The sequence below is a fragment of the Massilia sp. TWP1-3-3 genome (assembly GCF_049897805.1).
Classification (GTDB): Bacteria; Pseudomonadota; Gammaproteobacteria; order Burkholderiales; family Burkholderiaceae_D; genus Telluria_A.
In genome coordinates, this window is record NZ_JAFCWX010000012.1 from 1 (window position 1) to 17,628 (window position 17,628).

General features: G+C 59.8%; 13 protein-coding genes. 8 read left to right on the forward strand and 5 right to left on the reverse strand.

Annotated features, from left to right (window positions below; genetic code table 11):
• Positions 1 to 506 precede the first annotated feature (506 nt).
• Positions 507 to 1,409 carry a LysR family transcriptional regulator gene (locus ACP7D4_RS13900; protein WP_426209617.1) on the reverse strand — a complete coding sequence of 301 codons (903 nt, stop codon included), beginning with the start codon at positions 1,407 to 1,409 and terminating at the stop codon, positions 507 to 509.
• A 98-nt stretch (positions 1,410 to 1,507) separates the two neighbouring features.
• Between ACP7D4_RS13900 and ACP7D4_RS13905 the strand changes: the two genes are divergently transcribed.
• The 5 genes from ACP7D4_RS13905 (at position 1,508) to ACP7D4_RS13925 (ending at position 11,078) form a co-directional block, all read left to right on the forward strand.
• Complete coding sequence (locus tag ACP7D4_RS13905) at positions 1,508 to 3,073, forward strand: NADH-quinone oxidoreductase subunit L (RefSeq protein ID WP_426209796.1); 1,566 nt, start codon at positions 1,508 to 1,510, stop codon at positions 3,071 to 3,073.
• Between the two features lie 21 nt (positions 3,074 to 3,094).
• Positions 3,095 to 5,632 (forward strand): YbcC family protein, encoded by a 2,538-nt coding sequence (locus tag ACP7D4_RS13910; protein WP_426209619.1) that lies wholly within the window; start codon positions 3,095 to 3,097, stop codon positions 5,630 to 5,632.
• 258 nt (positions 5,633 to 5,890) lie between these two features.
• Positions 5,891 to 7,426: a DUF4331 domain-containing protein gene (locus tag ACP7D4_RS13915; RefSeq protein WP_426209621.1), complete on the forward strand. Its 1,536-nt coding sequence runs from the start codon at positions 5,891 to 5,893 to the stop codon at positions 7,424 to 7,426.
• A 21-nt stretch (positions 7,427 to 7,447) separates the two neighbouring features.
• Positions 7,448 to 7,702: a hypothetical protein gene (locus ACP7D4_RS13920; RefSeq protein WP_426104246.1), complete on the forward strand. Its 255-nt coding sequence runs from the start codon at positions 7,448 to 7,450 to the stop codon at positions 7,700 to 7,702.
• 346 nt (positions 7,703 to 8,048) lie between these two features.
• On the forward strand, positions 8,049 to 11,078 hold the full coding sequence (locus ACP7D4_RS13925; protein ID WP_426209623.1) for an EAL domain-containing protein: 3,030 nt from the start codon (positions 8,049 to 8,051) through the stop codon (positions 11,076 to 11,078).
• 866 nt (positions 11,079 to 11,944) lie between these two features.
• On the opposite strand, the gene ACP7D4_RS13930 is transcribed toward ACP7D4_RS13925, so the two are convergent.
• From ACP7D4_RS13930 to ACP7D4_RS13945, 4 genes are all read right to left on the reverse strand, one after another.
• On the reverse strand, positions 11,945 to 13,168 hold the full coding sequence (locus tag ACP7D4_RS13930) for an alpha/beta hydrolase family protein (RefSeq protein WP_426104249.1): 1,224 nt from the start codon (positions 13,166 to 13,168) through the stop codon (positions 11,945 to 11,947).
• 97 nt (positions 13,169 to 13,265) lie between these two features.
• On the reverse strand, positions 13,266 to 14,870 hold the full coding sequence (locus ACP7D4_RS13935) for a chlorophyllase/cutinase-like alpha/beta fold protein (protein ID WP_426209625.1): 1,605 nt from the start codon (positions 14,868 to 14,870) through the stop codon (positions 13,266 to 13,268).
• A gap of 427 nt (positions 14,871 to 15,297) precedes the next feature.
• Positions 15,298 to 15,447, reverse strand: coding sequence for a hypothetical protein (locus ACP7D4_RS13940; RefSeq protein WP_426104251.1), 150 nt, complete (start codon positions 15,445 to 15,447; stop codon positions 15,298 to 15,300).
• A gap of 144 nt (positions 15,448 to 15,591) precedes the next feature.
• Positions 15,592 to 15,810, reverse strand: coding sequence for a hypothetical protein (locus tag ACP7D4_RS13945; RefSeq protein ID WP_426104252.1), 219 nt, complete (start codon positions 15,808 to 15,810; stop codon positions 15,592 to 15,594).
• Positions 15,811 to 15,900: 90 nt separating this feature from the next.
• Here ACP7D4_RS13945 and ACP7D4_RS13950 point away from each other — a divergent pair, with 90 nt between their 5' ends.
• From ACP7D4_RS13950 to ACP7D4_RS13960, 3 genes are all read left to right on the forward strand, one after another.
• Positions 15,901 to 16,398, forward strand: a complete 498-nt coding sequence (locus ACP7D4_RS13950) for a response regulator (RefSeq protein WP_426209798.1) — start codon at positions 15,901 to 15,903, stop codon at positions 16,396 to 16,398.
• Positions 16,368 to 16,814 (forward strand): histidine kinase dimerization/phospho-acceptor domain-containing protein, encoded by a 447-nt coding sequence (locus tag ACP7D4_RS13955; RefSeq protein ID WP_426209627.1) that lies wholly within the window; start codon positions 16,368 to 16,370, stop codon positions 16,812 to 16,814. Before ACP7D4_RS13950 ends, ACP7D4_RS13955 begins: the two co-directional genes overlap by 31 nt.
• 234 nt (positions 16,815 to 17,048) lie before the next feature.
• Positions 17,049 to 17,456 carry a hypothetical protein gene (locus ACP7D4_RS13960; protein WP_426209629.1) on the forward strand — a complete coding sequence of 136 codons (408 nt, stop codon included), beginning with the start codon at positions 17,049 to 17,051 and terminating at the stop codon, positions 17,454 to 17,456.
• Positions 17,457 to 17,628: the final 172 nt, after the last annotated feature.

Consider the following 17,628-nt stretch of genomic DNA (forward strand, 5'->3'; position numbering starts at 1 on the left):
TGCGGCGGTGCTGACCGGGGTCATGTTTGCACTGGCCAGTGTCTGCGAAGTACGCTATCTGGACAAGATTCTGCGCCACCAGGCAGTCAAGCTGGGGGCGAAGAGTCGGGACCATGATCCGGATCACCCTTGGGAGCGCCGCCCTCCGGATTAAGTGGCGCGCACAAATTCAAGCATGGCCCCTGCCAGCCGCTTTCAACGTGGTCTATCCGGCAGGGGCGATTCGAGCCGAGCGGATGCGAGATCGCCCGTTCAGGGCGTACCCCTGCGTTCGCCCGGAGCTCCTCCAGAGCGGTCGGCCACGGAACCAAATCTGCCGCCACTGTAATGCTCCCGCCCCATGAACGCCGGCGGAAAAGGTCCTCCGAAAAAACATCGCGACAAGTTCGAAAATTCAACCTCAAATAGGATGGTACGCCGCCCCTAAAATACTGCGGAACGTAACACACGCCAAGCGATTGGCATGGGTTTATGGGAAATCCTCAACAGTTTGGCAATCGAAGTGATTAAATGCCAACCGCACTCTCTGCTGGACGGGACAGCAATTGCTCCAGCAATGCAATGCGATGACGGTGCGGTGTGGTGATGGCGTAAAAGCTTTCCTGCAAGATCGTTGAATGCCCAACGGTCACGAGAACACCGGCCCGTAGCTCATCTTGCACCACGACTTCTGGCAGCACCGTCAGCCAGCCACTGTCGCGCGCAATCAGGCGAAGCATGGCCATGTCATCGACCTCTGCTCGAATGCGAGGACTCACGCCTGAAGACGCGCACAGCGCATCGAATTGGGCGCGCGAGGCGTGCCGTGGACCTGGCAGAGCGATGTCTTCCCCGTCGAGGTCATCAGGAATGCGCAGGCTTTGCGATTTCCAGCGGCTCGCCGGCCCCACCACCGAGATCGACTGGCTACCAAGAAAGCGGCAATGTAGCGGACGGTCTGGATGGACTGGAACGGTTTCGTTGGCGAGGACCACGTCGAGCTGGTGCTGAACCAGTCGCGCGATCAGCCCTTCCAGCAATCCAGACTCCAAAGTCAACACAATGGCAGGGTTTGCGAGCAATGGCCGGATCCAGTTCTCCTGGTAGTTGCGTGAGAGCGTGGCCACGCTGCCCACGCGAAGCCGAGTGATTCCGACCGATCGCCCCTCTAAGCGACCCAGCATCTCCTGGCCAAGGCCGAAGATGTTGTCGGCGTAGGCGAGCACTAACTGTCCAGTGTCGGTCAGTGTCAAACGACGACCTTCACGGATGAATAAATCTTCGCCGATGCGCTCTTCCAGCTGACGAATCTGGGCTGAGATTGCCGATTGGGAAGTATGCAACTCCTCGGCCGCACGGGTCAGGTGCCCCAACTTGGCGACGCGCCAAAAATAAAAAAGATGATGAAAATTAAGTTGGTCGAGTTGCATCGTTCTGTTTTATGTATCAATTCGTTCTGATCAATGTATTTTACAGAACGAATGAACGCAAGCATCATCCTCCCATCAAAATTGAAGAAAAAAATGCCATGAATGTTCCCCACATCCTCTTCTCGACCAGCGCGCTAGCGCCGGCCGCTTTCATGCTGACAGCGGCGCTGCTGACCCGGGTGGACCGGTTCTCGACAGCAAGGTTGTGGCGAATCTTTCAGGTCACCTCTGGTGGCGCACTGGCATTGACGATTATTCTCGTCTGCGCCGGTCCTACCGGCGCGCTCTGGCCTTCGGTCTTGCAAACATCGACCTTCGGTCTGATCCTGGCCCTGCTAGTGCAATTTCTGGCCACGATCATCGGTAGCTTTTCCTCCCGCTACTTGCAGGGGGAAACGGGCCAGAAAAGCTATGTTGCCGCACTTGCCACAGTAGTGGCTGGCGTGCATCTGCTTTTGATGGCCGACCACTGGCTAATCCTGATCGTCGCATGGGCAGTGGTAGGGGTGGCCCTGCAGCACCTGCTGTGCTTTTACCCGGATCGCGCCTTCGCCCAATTGGCGGCCCATAAAAAGCGAATAGCGGACCGGCTGGCCGATGGACTGCTGCTCATCGCTGCAGTCCTGGCGTGGGTAGAAGTTGGCAGCGGCTCATTATCGGCGCTATGGGCGCATATAGCGCGGGAGGGCACGTCCACTTCCTTGCAACTGAGCGCTCTGGCGCTAGTATTGGCCGTTGTCCTGCGTACGGCATTGCTTCCGGTGCATGGTTGGCTGATCCAAGTCATGGAAGCGCCGACCCCGGTGTCGGCCTTGCTGCACGCGGGCGTGGTCAATCTTGGCGGCTTCGTGCTGATTCGCTTCGCACCGCTGCTGGAACAAGCTGCTCCGGCGCGCGCCCTGCTACTGGCGTTCGGCCTTTCCACCGCTGTGTTGGCGGGCATGGTGATGTTGACCCGTATCAGCATCAAGGTCCGACTCGCTTGGTCCACCGTGGCCCAGATGGGATTCATGTTGCTCGAATGCGCGCTGGGACTGTACACACTGGCCGCCCTGCACCTCATCGGCCATTCACTCTACAAGGCCCACGCTTTCCTGTCCTCGTCGACGGTCGTGCGCCGGACCCGTCTGCAGGCATTGCATCAGTCTTCGATGCCAACCCCCTTCAGTCTGGTAGCAGCTCCGGCGCTGACAATCTCGGTCGTACTTCTGATGTCCTTGCTATCAGGTCATGCTGCATGGCCGTGGTGGTGGTGCGTTGTGCTGGGCCTGGCCTGGGCGCCATTGCTGTGGCTTCGCGCTGTGGCGGGCAGTCTGCCTGCGAATTTTGGGCAGGCGCTGTTCGGTCTGTTGATAGTCATCGGCCTCACCGCTGGCACGATGGTTGCGCATGCGCTGCCGCTTGGGATACAGGATAACCCCCATCGGAATCTTGGGCTCATTGCGCTGTCGGGCATGGTGGCGCTGTACTTTTGGCTAGCATTGCTGCAGCTACGGCCAAGGCTGTTCTTCACCTGGCGGCGCTGGAGCTATGCCGGCTTCTACTTGGACGAGGCCTACACCCGGATGGCTTTGCAATTTTCCTCTTCGCGCTGGATGGTTGAATCCCGCAACAGCACTGGCCGTCAAGCCGTCACTGCTTCGCTGGCCGATGTCCCGCGCTGAACTGTTAAACAGGAGAACTTCATGATGGATACCTTGACCCCTCTCGCCCAGTCAGACACGCATGGCATCGGCCATGACGACGCGGTGAATGCTCAGATCGAACAAGCCTGCACGCAAGCCTGCCAGGCGATCGCGCCCGCATGGCCCTTGGACCGGGCCATCGCGGTCAACCCGCATTGGTCACGCGTTGGCATGCCGGTGCGGCAAGTCGCCGCGCGCATGGCAGCCCTGGCCAGTGTCCAGGTTTTCCCGCCGCGAGAGCAGCAACGGCGCGCCTGGAGCGAGGGCCGAATCAGCCCCGCCGATCTGGAGCATGCGCTGCGCCAGTTGGATGAGGCAAGGGCGATTGGCTTGACCGCTCGCCAGTGTATAGATGCCTTGTCATCGCGGGTGGCGTTGCAACAGCTACCGCTGCTGATTGATGTGCTCGACAGCGATCCGCTACGCCATACCCGGCTGTCGTGGCGCCAAGCCATCACGCATCAGGTAAGCCAGACCTGCGCGGCTTTCTTTGATGAGCATCAGGCCGACTGGCAGCCTGAACGAACCGGGGGCCTGTATGCATTTTGGCGAGACACGCTGCAGCACGACCATGGCATTGGCCTGCTCATGGGCTTGCCCGATATTGACCGTGCAATCGACGCGCTGCCTGCCACCGCACAGGACGCAGAGCGTTGGGTGCTGAAGCGTCTGGGCCTGCCGCACACGGTATGGGCGGATTACCTGGAGGCAGTGCTGCTTACCGTCAACGGCTGGGCTTCCTGGTGTGCCTATCTGGGCTGGCAGGCAGGACTAGAGGGGCATCAGGACGCGCACTTGCGTGAGCTGCTGTCGATCCGCCTTGCCTGGGGCGCTCTGCTGCTGGAATGCAAGGACGATAGCGCGGCCAAGCATGCGTTCACGGTATTGCAACAGGCATGGGGTCAAGCCCCTCGACTATTGGCAGAGGCCGAACAAGCACTACTCATCGATGAGGTTTGGCAAGTGGCCCTGGAGCTTGGCTACCAGCGCACCTTGGCACAAAGGCTGCTCTCAGCAAGTAGTTCAACCATGGCACAGCAAGAGGTGGAAGTACAGGCGGCCTTTTGCATCGACGTTCGTAGCGAGCCCTTGCGCCGCGCGCTGGAGACGGTGTGGCCTGCTGTCCAGACCCTTGGGGTTGCGGGGTTTTTCGGTCTGCCGGTCGCCTACACGCCCTTGGCTACGCAAGCACGGCGACCGCAATTGCCAGGCCTGCTCGCTCCGGTCTTTGAGGTGACGGATTGCATCGTGCAGCCGGGTGATGCCAACTGCGAAACTGATGCTGCGCTACAAAGTACCGCTGGTCGCGCACGCCAGGCTCGCCTCCGTCTAAGCGACCAGTGGCTCTCTGGCAGCCGATGGCCGGGCGCAGCATTTTCTTTTGTTGAGGCAGCGGGCCTCGGCTACCTGGGTAGACTCGGCAATTGGCTTCTACCCAGCAAGCAGGACCGCCCCAGGGACGACCTGGAGGGCTTGCCACTACGCTATCGCCGTCTGTGCCGCCCGCAGCTCGTCGGGCTAGACTTGGATGCCAAGGTCGCGCTGGCAGCCGGCGTGCTCCATGCCATGGGCTTGGAGCACCAACTGGCACCACTGGTCCTGTTGATTGGTCATGGCAGCCAGTCCGCCAACAACGCCCACGCCGCCGCGCTGGAGTGCGGTGCATGTTGTGGCCAGACAGGCGAGGTAAATGCGCGTAGCTTGGCACAGTTGCTCAACGAGCATTCAGTGCGCGAAGGTTTGCAACTAAGGTGCATTCCGATTCCCGACACCACGGTGTTTATGGCGGCGCTGCACAACACCACCACGGATGAAATCGAAGCCTTCGACCTTGATCTCTTGCCTCCTGCAGCACTCGTCCGGTGGGAACAGCTGCGCGCCGTATTTGCCCAGGCGTGCGATCAAGTGCGCCGAGAGCGCTCTCCCAAGCTTGGACTAGATCCGCTTGCGTCTTCCGACGCTCTCTTGAGCCAGTTGCGGCGTCGTGCCAACGACGGGGCGCAAACGCGCCCGGAGTGGGGTCTTGCCGGCAACGCGGCATTTTTAATTGCACCACGCCACAGAAGCCGCGGAGTCATGCTCGGTGGGCGATGTTTTCTGCACGACTACGATGCCAGCCAAGACGCTGACGGGAGCGTGTTGGCGCTGTTGATGACCGCGCCGATGTTAGTGACGCACTGGATCAACTGGCAGTACCACGCGTCCACCTGTGATCCGGTCCGGTTGGGCAGCGGAAACAAGGTGCTGCATAACGTCGTGGGCGGAAACCTCGGCGTATTCGAGGGCAATGGCGGCGATTTGAGAATCGGCCTTTCCCGCCAGTCGCTGCATGATGGTGAACGCTGGGTGCATGAGCCGCTCAGGCTGACCGTGATCATCGACGCGCCTCAGGCGGCCATTGAAGCAGTCATTCGTGAACATGCAGTCGTGAAGCACTTGCTGGAAAATGGCTGGCTTCACCTTTGGCGTTTCGAGCACGCTGGCTTTGTGCGCTATGTGCACGGGAACTGGCCCGCAGTCCTTTTTGAGGGGGCTTGAGGTTGCGGCACGCCGACTGTGTTGGTTGTATGGCCATCAAGGCTGCTCCAGTAAGTTTCGTACACTTCCGGTGTGGCTAAGTACGACGGTTTGGATGGGAATACGATTTTTTATCACGTCGTTAGCAATTTCGATCAGATGTCGATACAGACGGCATAGATTATCGATCGCTGGTGCGTGGCGTCAGATGAGACCCTGGAATCATTCGGTATAAATGGTGTCACCAGCAACCATTTTGACGAGACAGGATCAGACATCATGAAAAATTTTAAACGTAATTGCCTGGCAGCGATGCTATCGAGCTTAGTACTTGCCGGCGCGTATGCTCCAGCCGAGGCATCGAGCCACCGCGAGGCGCCTTTCCTGACCAACGCCCCAAAAGTTGATGGTACCGACTTTTACATGTTCCGCAGCTACGCTCCGGGTCGCGAAGCTTACGTGACGATGATCGCCAATTACATCCCATTCCAAGACCCGCAGGGCGGCCCGAACTTCTATCAGTTCGACCAGAACGCGCTCTATGAGATCCACATCGACAACAACGGCGACGCAAAGGAAGACATTACTTTCCAGTTCCGCTTCAAGAATACCTCGAAAAAAACGGCGCTGGACATTGGCGGCAAGTCCGTGCTGATCCCGTTAATCAATTCATCGACGATTTCCGGCGTCAACCCGCCTTCGCTGAACGTGCGTGAAACTTATAGCATTGACATGGTCACGGGCGATCGCCGCCGGGGCAACCGCACCCGGCTGATATCAGCCACGGGTGGCGCCAGCGAATTCGACAAGCCGGTCGACAACATCGGCGACAAAACCTTCGGCAGCGCCACCGCTTACGAAACCTATGCGAACCAGCACATATATGACATCGCAATGGGCGCCTGCGGCACGGGCCGCGTCTTCGTCGGCCAGCGCAAGGAACCGTTCTACATCGCGGTCGGCAAAATCTTCGACTTGTTTAACCTCGATCCTCTCGGCTCTCAGGTCAATGGCAACCGGAATGACCTCGAAGGCAAGAATGTCAGCACCATCACCATGGAAGTGCCGATCGCCTGCTTGACTCACGGCACGGAACCGGTCATTGGCGGCTACACTACCGCCAGCATGCGCCAAGGCCGTCTGCTCAACCCGGCGCCGGGGCCAGGCATTAACAATGCGGTCAAGGAAGGCGGCGCATGGAGCCAGGTTTCGCGCGTGGGTATGCCGCTGGTGAACGAAGTGATCATCGGGCTGGACGACAAGGACCGTTTCAACACCTCCAGGCCGAAGGATGACGCCCAGTTCATCAACTACGTCACCAATCCGGTGCTGCCGGCCGTCGTCGAGAAGCTGTTCCCGTCGGCCAAGGCGCCGACCAACTTCCCGCGCACCGACCTGGTCACCGTTTTCCTGAAGGGCCTGCCAAACCTTAACCAGCCTGGCAATGTTGTCGCGTCTGAAATGCTGCGCCTAAATACGCTGATCGCACCGACCCGGGCGGCGTTGCAGAACCCGCTTGGGGTTGCCGCCGGTGACAATGCCGGTTTCCCGAACGGGCGGCGGCCCGGAGACGATGTCGTCGACCTTTCGCTGCGCGTTGCCATGGGCGGCCTGTGTGTGCTGACGGGCGACACCGACAAACTGAAAGTGGGCTGCAAGCCTTCCGACGCCCCGGCCGGCAGTCTGCCGCTGACCGATGGCGTGCGCAAGACAGCCGCCGACTTCAAGACCGTGTTCCCTTACCTGAACACCCCGCTGCCAGGCAATGGAAGTCACGCATGCACAAGCTGCTCGCAGCCAGACGCAAGCCGGTAATGCCAACGTCAAGGAGATACCATGAAGCGACTCAATTTCATCCGCGCAAGGCATGCAGCAGCCATCGTACTGGCCTTGCTCGCCGCCGTCGCCCTGTCAGGCTGCGGCGGCCATCACAGCGACGATGATGGCGACAACCCTACACCAGCGCGCGATGCCTTCTTTGCGACCGTTTCTGCAATCGTTTCGGCGTCGTCCGAGACGACCGAAGCGAACACGATCGATGTCGTCGTCACCACCGCGCCGGAAGATACCGAGCCTGAACTGCTGCGCTGACCCGACACGCCGCAAGAGCGCTCCGGAAGCTGGGAATAGGGATGCCGTGAAGCGGTTATGTTCTTTTGAACATAACCGTTCTTATGGAAAACAGTTCGTTGTCGAAGGTGCTGGCTGCGGGGGCGATTAGTGCAGCGGCAGGAGTACCGGAGGCGACCTGCGCCGCGACCACGGCGCGCAGTGCGTAGTGCGTAGTGCGTAGAACAAAGTCTCAGCGGCTCGTACTTCAAGATGTCGTCGGCCTAGGCTTTCTGTGCGCAAACGCGTGCACAAGAAAATCACTGCGCCGCAACTGATTCCAGTAGCAAGCTGTCCTACCGCACACACTACATACGCACTCGTGTGAATGTTTGATTTAGATCAAAGTACGGTCATTGCTCCAGCTTTTTTAATGCAAAGCGGAGATTTCACCAGTCAGATAGCTGGAAGCGACTTTTTCTACTTCCTAAGGATGTCGATGAACTGGCCAACACACCACGGGGCGATGGCAACACGGATCCGGTCGCACGACTGGACTACAACTTGTCTGGGGCCAATCCATACTTGGCCGCAGAGCTTGCGCGCAGCGGTTGAAATCGTTTTGCAGATGAGCTTGCCGGCGATCCTGTGCTGGGGACGTCATGCGATTGTTATTGCCAACGATACCTGCTCGGCGCTATCGCCCGGACGCGACAAGCAGCGGACCGGCTGTGTACTCGAGGATAGCTGGCCCGATTGCCCGGCTTTTCGCGACGGCATCTATCTCGCCCGCAACGGCTGCGCCAGCTTTGAACGCGACGTACAGCTCGAGGTCGGCAGCAAAGGCAGCACGAGGACCGCATGGTTCAGCCGAAGCTATTCCCCGCTGCACGACGAAACCGGACAGGTTGCCGGGGCGCTGGCGGTATTTGTCGAGACCACCGATCGCGTGCTTGCCGAAGCTTCCCTGCGCGAAAGCGAACACCAGTTGTCCGCCATTTTTACCCATGCACAAGTGGGGCTCTCGCTCCTCTCATTGGAGGGAAAATTTCTCCGCGTTAATGATTCCCTGTGCCGAATGCTTGATCGCCCGCGCGAGGCGCTGGTGGGCTCGAGCGTCATGGACATCACCTATGCAGGAGACGTGGAGCAAACGAGGCATACCTTTGGCAAGGTGATCGCGACGGGAGAACCGCAAAGTATCGACAAACGCTACGTGCGCCCTGACGGAGAGTACGTATGGGCCAACAGCAGCATCTCGGGACTCGAGAACGGGCCCGGGCGCACCTTCACCATCCTTGCGGTCACTGTCGATCTCACCGCCCGCAAGCTGGCCCAGGACGCGCTAGCCGATAGCGAGGCAAAATTCCGCGCGCTGGCTGAGGCATCTTCCGCGCTGATCTGGCAACTGGACGAGAAAGGTTCGGCGATCTATATCAACCCGCGCCACGAGGTACTGCTGGGCATTCCACCGGATCAACTGCTCGGCTATCGTTGGGCCTTCATTGTTCACCCCGATGACCGGGCTGCCGCGATGGATGCTATGCGCAATGCAGTGGCGACGCAACAGCCGACGCAACGCCGGGTGCGGATCCGCTTCGTCGATGGCGCATGGCACTGGATGGAGGCGCACGCGGCGCCCTGGTTCACCGCCACCGGTGACTACGCTGGCCATGTCGGCATCGCACTCGACATCGACGACGCGGTGCGTGCGCAAGAAGATCTGCTCATTAGTAACGAACGATTGAAACTGGCAATTGAAGGATCAGGCGACGGCATCTGGGATTGGGATTTGGCGAGCAACCAGATCGTGTACTCGCCGCGGGCAATGCATATCCTGTGTCTCAGCGAGCCTCAGCCGGATGATCCTTTCCTGGGGATCGAACGGCATGTGCATGCCGACGACATCGGCTTGCTGAGGGCGGAGCTGCAGGCCTGCATTGACGGCACAAGACCGGCGTTCAGGATGGAATATCGGGTACGCACTGTTGATGGCGGATGGCGCTGGGTGCAGGCCCGGGCAACCGTCGTCGCGCGCCATATGCATACCCAATTGCCGCAGCGTATGACGGGAACCATCACCGACATTTCGGAAAAACGCAGGTCGGAGCAGGTGGTATGGGAGCATGCCAACTTCGATCTGCTGACCGGCCTGCCAAACCGGCGCCTGTTTCGCGACCGTCTCGATCATGAAATTTGCAAGGCTCAGCGCACCGGCCTTCCGCTGGCCTTGCTGTTTATCGACCTGGACAGGTTTAAGGAATCCAACGACCTGCTCGGGCACACCATTGGTGACGACGTGCTGGTGGAAGCGGCAAGCCGCATTCGCAACTGCGTGCGTCAGTCAGACACGGTGGCCAGGCTGGGAGGGGATGAGTTCACCGCCATTCTCACCGAACTCGACGGCGGTATGCACGTGGAGCGGGTAGCGCAAAAAATCAACGAGACGCTTTGCCGGCCTTTTACATTGGGCAACGAAGTCGTGTACCTGTCTGCCAGCATTGGTATCACCTTGTATCCAAACGATGCGCTTGACGCCGAAAACCTGATCCGCAATGCCGACCAGGCGATGTACGTGGTGAAAAGCCAGGGACGTAACCATTTCAGTTACTTTACGCCGTCCATGCAGCACGAAGCCAATGAACGGCTGCATCTGATCAGCGACCTGCGCAATGCGCTTTCGCGCAAGCAGCTTCGCGTGCATTACCAGCCCATCATCGACCTGATGAGCGGGCGGCTGGTCAAGGCCGAGGCACTGCTGCGCTGGCAGCATCCCACGCGCGGCATGATTGAACCTCTACGTTTTATCGGTTTTGCGGAGGAGACTGGACTGATCAGCGAGATCGGCGACTGGGTATTTCGCCAGGCCGCACGTTGCTCTCGCCAGTGGGGCAAACATACCGGTGCGCCTTTCCCGGTCAGCATCAACAAGTCGCCAGTGCAGTTTGTTTCGCGGCTTAACGAAATCAACTGGCCGGATTACTTGCGAGAGCTGGGGCTGACGGGCAGTAGCGTGTCGGTGGAAATTACGGAAGGCTTGTTGCTCGATGCGTCGCCCGTTGTGACCGCCAAACTGCTGCACTATCATAACGCCGGCATCAAGGTGGCGATTGACGATTTTGGCACGGGCTATTCGTCTATCGCCTATCTTAAAAAATTCTCGGTTGACTATCTCAAGATCGACCAGTCATTTGTGCGCGACATTGCCTTCGACATGAGTGACCGGGCCATCGTCAGATCGATCATCGCCATGGCGCATGAGCTCGGGCTGGAAGTGATCGCCGAAGGCATCGAGACATTGGAGCAGAAAAAGCTGCTGGTGGACGGTCAATGCGACTTCGGGCAAGGGTTTCTGTTCTCGAAAGCGGTCCCGGCAGATGAATTTGAACGCTTGCTATGCGCGTCGGTTCGGGCCTGACCAGCCGATGAACTGCACATTGGGCAATTTAAGCGGGTAATCGACCAGTGAGTGCGTCGGTTGGATTAGCTCGGCGAGTGCGGTTGCGGTCGAGGCTGCAAAAGGAGTGCTGCCCCAGACAACTTCGGAAAGTTGTAAGCTGGTTGTCGCCAAAACAGGATTTTGGCGCCGCTTTTTTGAGCGCAGTTCTTTGCCCTGTTTGTTTATGGCCTCATCGGCACTTTTTTCGGATCGAGGCGCACGATCCTGACTGGTTCCCAGCTTCTCCTATCGCCACTGCGGCGCTCCGGACGTATGGCTTTTGGCCGCTTCATGATCGGGGCGTTTGCGCAGCAGCACGCCGTCCAAGTCCGCGTGACGCTATGCCCTCGTAACGAATTGGCTAGGGCTGTGACGTTGTTCCTCGTTGTTCCTCGTTGTGCCAACCTATGCACGTGCCGAGCCGCGGGCCGGCTGAGAGATAGGACGACACCGATTTTTTGCAGCGTTACAAACATGGCGGCGCCCTTCATCGGAGTGCCGTAATGGCAGTGCCACACCATCTGTTTTTGCGACATGTTTTCCTGCGCACAAATATCGCGCATTCCCGCGCTACTTTGCCGCTGTTTCCCGTTTCGTAGACCTGCCAGCCCACTATTTTTCGGCTTTTGATCTCCATGAATAGATACAAATAGGCGTAGAGTTTCATTTCTCATGACCGGCGTTAGCAAATGCGGCAGCGCGCTAGTCAGGCGTCCAGCAAGGCTGAGTCTGTTCACAAGTTACGTGTCGTCAAGCATGTAGCACAAGTGCTCACGAAGACTTTTTTAATCCATCGGCATCCGGCTTGACAGAGGGAGATGGTGCACCGAATAGAATTTTCTATTTCAGCGCTGCTCGAACCATGCTTTTACCGCATCGAATTCCTTTAGAGACTCTTCATAAGGCATGTTGTCGGGCACCACGCCGTGCCCGCCGAGCGGCACGCGGCGAAAAGTCACGTCGCGATTTTGCGCACGCAATTGGGCATACATGACTTCGGTCGACAGGATCGGTGTGCTGTTGTCACGCATGCCGCTTCCCAAGTACACCCGCGCCCGCGCATGCGACAGGTTGTCAGCCGAAGACTGCGCGAAGAAGCTGCTCCAGCGCAGATAGGTGTGGCCCCATGCAAATTTGCTGGTACTCGAGGAGTCGGCGTTGATGTTACTGACGGTTGCGTCCAGTTCCTGCAGGCGGCGCAGCTTTTCGCCATCGTCTTCATTCAACCGGTAAATGTTGGCGGCGAAGTCGTACAACTGGGTTGGCCCGCTGCTACCCAGCAACGCAACGTGTGTTACGTCGGGAATCGCGCGCGCCAGGCCCGCTGCCATCGTCGAACCCTCCGATATGCCGATGATCAGCACGTGTCGGGGATCCACATTTGGCAGCGTCAGCGCGTGTTGCACGGCCAGCCTCAAGGCGGTCAGCCACTGGTCATAGGAAAAATAAGCATTGAATTGTTTGGGGCAGTCTTCCGCGCCCTTGAGCGAATCAATTGACAGTGACGGCTGGTAAGGTTTTTCGACCGCCATCAGCACCACGCTGCCCTGTTTCAGCCACGGTATCCACGGAAGAAAGCCGACCGCCGGCTTGCCGCTCTCGACGTTCGTAAATGGCGGCGTACAGCCGGATCCTTGAATGAAGAGCACCAGCGGTGATTTTTTGGCCGCATGGGAGAGATAATAGCGAACCGGCGGATCGCCATTTCGCAGCAGGGTATATCGGCTATGTGGAAACATCCCGAAGTTGAGCGTTTCTTCTTGTACGCTCGGCGCTGCCGAAGCGGCGCAGGCGGTTTCGGCAACGCCCGCCGCTAATAACAGTGTGGCGATGAGCGAGGTAATATAAAGGCAGCCGGCCTTTCGCTTGTATTGCTGGTGCGAGAATTGTCCCACCCAGGGCATAAAGCGCAGCACCCGGTGATTTGTCGGCACATGCTCCGGCGCAGTGCCGCTCCACTGCGCAGTCGCCCCGCATTGCCGGTGGCTCAGCGGGTACTCCATAAGGCTGCAAATGTAGGCCTGGTACCTGCGAATGCAGGCCACGACCAGCTCCTTCGGGAAACGCATTGCTTTATCTCGTAGCATGTCCGATAACCTAGTGTTGACGTCGCAGTGTACCTGATCGAGGGCGCCGCGCTGCCAGCGAATGACCCTTTCGCGCCAGTCAACGCCCGGTGTTCGATCCGGTCCGACTGCGGTTCGCTGCGGTAGCGGGCACGTTCCGCGACGCGGCTGCCGCCTGTAATCGTCCAATACTCTGTGTTGCCTCCGGCATGCCGGGCCAGACAGCGAGCACGCGCCGATAGGCTTCGATGGCGAAGGCATAGTCGTCGTTTTTGTCATAGGCCATGGCAAGGTAAAAAGCAGCTCTCCCGCTCTCAGGATACAGTGTGTTCGCCAGTTTGAAAATTTCGATGGCCGGCTGATAACGTTTTTGCTCCATAAAAGGTTCGCCCCAGGAGATCAAAGCACGTTCGCCCGGTTTGAAAGTAACTTCGCGCCTGGTCATCTCGCCATACACATCCGTCAAATTCTTGTATTTGCGCAGCGCAAATGCACTGGCCAGCGTCGCCATGGTGGGGGGATTTCCTTGCGCACCTTGTGTGTCGAGTGACAGCAGGTGCGCCGGTACACCGTTTTCCCTGGGCGTGCTGTGCATGAATTTGCGCGCCGGTGCATCGTTTTTCAGGTAGGCGTCGAGGAAAGCATGCACGTATCGGCCCATCCAGCCGTGCGCCAGCGTAGCCTCGTCGCGCGAGTACTCGCCGAATCGATGCTCCGGTCCCAGGCGCAGCGATTCCGACTGAAACGCCGCGTGGGCCATGGTGTACATGGTGGCGTTGTAAAGGTCGGCGTATTTCATCTGATTCATGAGGCTGTAAGTGGGTACCTGCTTGCTCCTGTTCATGACTTCCGCCGTCTGCGGTATCGCACCCAGATACAACATGGGCAAGGCCAGCCGCTCCGGCGTCGCATACGCGGCCGCCTGGACAATCGACGGGAAATATCGCACCGAGCCGTCCAGCGCGACCAGCGCGTTGATGCGGTCATCCTTTGCCGCTGCCAGCACGTTCGCCAATCCGCCGAAGCTATAGCCGACCACTGCCAGATGGGATCGGTCGGCTTGTGCGAGGGTGCCGGCAAATCCCGTCAAGAACGAGATATCGGCCGCCTGCGCTTCGGCCCCTTCGAGATCGGTATTGATGCTGCGGGTGTGTACGCCCGTGCTCGCTGCGGCGAGTACCAGGTAGCCGTGGCTGGCGAGGTACTCGCACAAATCGGCGTTCTCGTGCGCTGACGAACTTGATCCTGGTGCGTAAATCACGACCGGGAATTTTCCCGGTGCGGCGGGGGCATCGCGAACGGCCGACATCGCCCTGGCGCGCTCGGTGCGCTTTTGCGCATCGCTCAGGTTTGCATAGTTTTCTTCCACATTTGCCGCGACCGCCTGGTCTACCTCGGCAGCACTGCGCCCAAAATGGACTTCGGTCGCCGCCAGGCGCAGGTAATCGTCATAGCGAAGCGGCGTGCCGGCCACCTTGTTGGCCGGGTACCAGATCAACGTTTGCAGCGGGCGTGCCCGCTCACCGCTGGCAACAGTCCCGCTCGTCAAATCGGTCTTGTCCTTGTAGACGCGTGCGTAGTCGTATTGCTGCACGACGCGCAGGCCGACACCGTGTGCTCCCTGGCCATCCGGAAACCTGACCTCGGCGGCGGTGCAGTAGTGCGCGCTGGCGCCCCACAATATGAATAATAGGATTTTACGCATGCAATTCCTGAGAAAAAATTAGAGGAGGAAGTCGTTTGATCGCGCCCGCTTGCATGCCTGCACTTGGCCCATATGACAACGGGACAGTATCAGTCGCGCCCCCAATGTTGTCAACAAGGAACGGGGGCGGCATCCGTTCCTGCTGTGCTCCCTATCCGTATTCCCCACTTTTGAGGCTGTTGCCAAAGGCGCGACGGTGCAGCAGCACTGGCGACCCATAGAACCGACGAGTCATGTTCTCCTTGAATCGATTGACGGCCACGGCGACGCTTGATTGCTGGTCCCAGGCAAACAGGGAGCAGCCGGCGGCGATTGGTCGCAGGCGCCAGGCGGACGGCACCAAGCTGTTATTTTTGCACTATGGATATCCTCACGTACTTCAACAAAATGGCTGCGGCCTTGGGATTGCGATTGGCCGCGGCCGGACTTAAAAGGGGGCTTTGCTGGTCATTACCGTGCCGAACAGGGCGGGAATGGACAGCGTCAGGTACCCGTCCCTGGGCGCGGCGCCGGTGCCGTCGAGCGCGTCGATAAACTGCGCCGCGCGGGCTCCGGCCGGCAGGCGCGCGCGCACCATTCACGCCTTGTTGGCGTTGTTGACGGCGCAAATGGCCCAGGTGGCGCCGTCGCGGCGCGCCAATACGATCACGTTTTTGTCGATGAACAGTGGCGCGTCGGCCCGCCTCGTCGCCGTGATACACGGCCGGCGCGCCGGGGAACATCATTTGGAAGAACACGGCCAGGCCAAGACGGCGCCGCGCCGGCGCGACGGTCGCCGGATCGGTGAGCGCGCCTGGTCGTGCGTCGAGAGCAGGTTCATGAGCGCGTAAAAAGCTTGCGGCGGATAGGCTTCGCGCATCAGTTCCAGGTTCTGGTAGGCGCTTGTGGCGTCGGCCCCGGCGGCGTAGTCGAGCACCGCGTTCCTGAAGATGTAGTTCATCGTTGAGTCGAACGTGTCGCCCAAAAAGTACTTCGAGCTGTCGAACCAGGTTTCGGCAATTGTCAGCGCGTCGGGCGTGCCTTGCTCACCGTGCGGCAGGACGAAGGGCGCACGGTGGTCTGGGTGCGGCTGGGCGCCACTGTGTGCGAGCGTATCGAGGTGGAGCAATTCGACGCCGTCCTGCGCGACCTGGGGCTGCCGGACGTCGACGGCATCGCCTTGCTGCGCGAACTGAGGATGATGGCGGGCAGCCCCGCCAAGGCTGCGCTGCCCGTCATCATCCTTAGCTCCCGCGACGGCTTGGAGGAACGCTTGCGCGGCTTTCATGCGGGTGCTGACGACTACCTGGTCAAGCCATTGCACGTTCCCGAACTGCTGGCGCGCCTGCGCGCCGTGGTGCGGCGCACGCAGGGCGAGGGCGGCGCGATGGTCGGCTTCGCGCTGGTCATCCCGGGCATGACGCTGGTCGGCCTGGTCAATGCGCTGTACGACGCCAAGTCCACGGCTGGGTGCGCTGGAGCGAGAGCGATGCGGCCAGCGGCATCCGGCTCGAGCGCATGCACGAGGTGGACGACGAGTGGATGCTGACGCGCTCCGGCCTGCGCTACCTCCTCTCGCCCACGATCGCCAGCCTGCCGTTTTTGCTGATCATCGCCCTTGGCGTGATCCGGATCGGCCTGGGACCCTTGCGGGTGATCGCCGCCGCAATCGAGAGCCGGGCCGGGGCCGACCTGAGCGCGCTGCCCTCTTCACCTTACCGGGAATTGACGCCGCTGATCGAGCCGATCAACCGCTTGATGGCGCGCCTGCGCCTGCGCCTGCGCATCGAACACGAACACGAACACGAGTTCCTGTCGGACGTCGCGCACGAACTCAAGACACCGCTGGCGGCGATCCGGATCAATGCCCATCTGTTGTGCGCACGGCTCGACAAGCTGGTCGGAACAATCGATGTCGGCCAGGGCTTGCGCGACGGCGTGGGGCGGGGGGATACCGGGCAATGACCACCGGGGCAGCGGGCTGTGACTAACCATTGCCGAAAGGGCGGCGGCGCGCAACGGGGCGACCATCTCGCTTGGTGCATCGGCCGGCAGCAGCGGCCTGGAAGTGGGCGTGCGCTTTGGTGGGTAGGGTCTATGCCGCGCGGGGTTTGTGCGACGGCGTGCACCTTCGCCGCAAATTGTGGAAAAATCCCAACGCTTTAATTCGTCATCATCATCTAGTCGGTAAATATTTTTTTGGTGCGCGACGTGCGATTTATTTCGGGCGGGCGAACGCATTCAAGGCTCGCCAAAGGACGACAATCTTTGTCAGTCGGCGCGTGCTGCCAGTCGCCTTGCGCGCTTGCCGACGCGGCATTTGAATGCGTGCGCGGCACGCAAAATCGCGGCGCAAAGCACGAGCGCCGTGTGCATTGGAGGCGCGCAAAAACAGCTTGCCAGGCGATGATTGGAAAGGGTTCGCGTACGTCTTGCAGCCAGGTCGACGGCCTGCACGCGCCGCCGCTGAGCGCAAAAATTGCGCCTTGCGATGTCGGCGTGCGCAGTAGTTTGGTCGCGTCGTCAACTGCGCTGCACGCGCATGCGCGTACGTTTGGCGAACTCAAAATGCGCGGCGAAAAACGCGTGCTGAAAATTTTTTCGTGACGAATCAACGCATTGCAAATTTGCGGGCCGCGCGATGGCGTTCGACGGCCGCTAAAGTGAATGCGCGCCCGGTGATCTTTTTTTGCGCGCGATGTGCGTGCATCGGCGCCGTTGGCGCGGCACAAAAACCGGGTGCGCGGTGTGCGCCGTCGGTCGTCGCACCGACCACGTT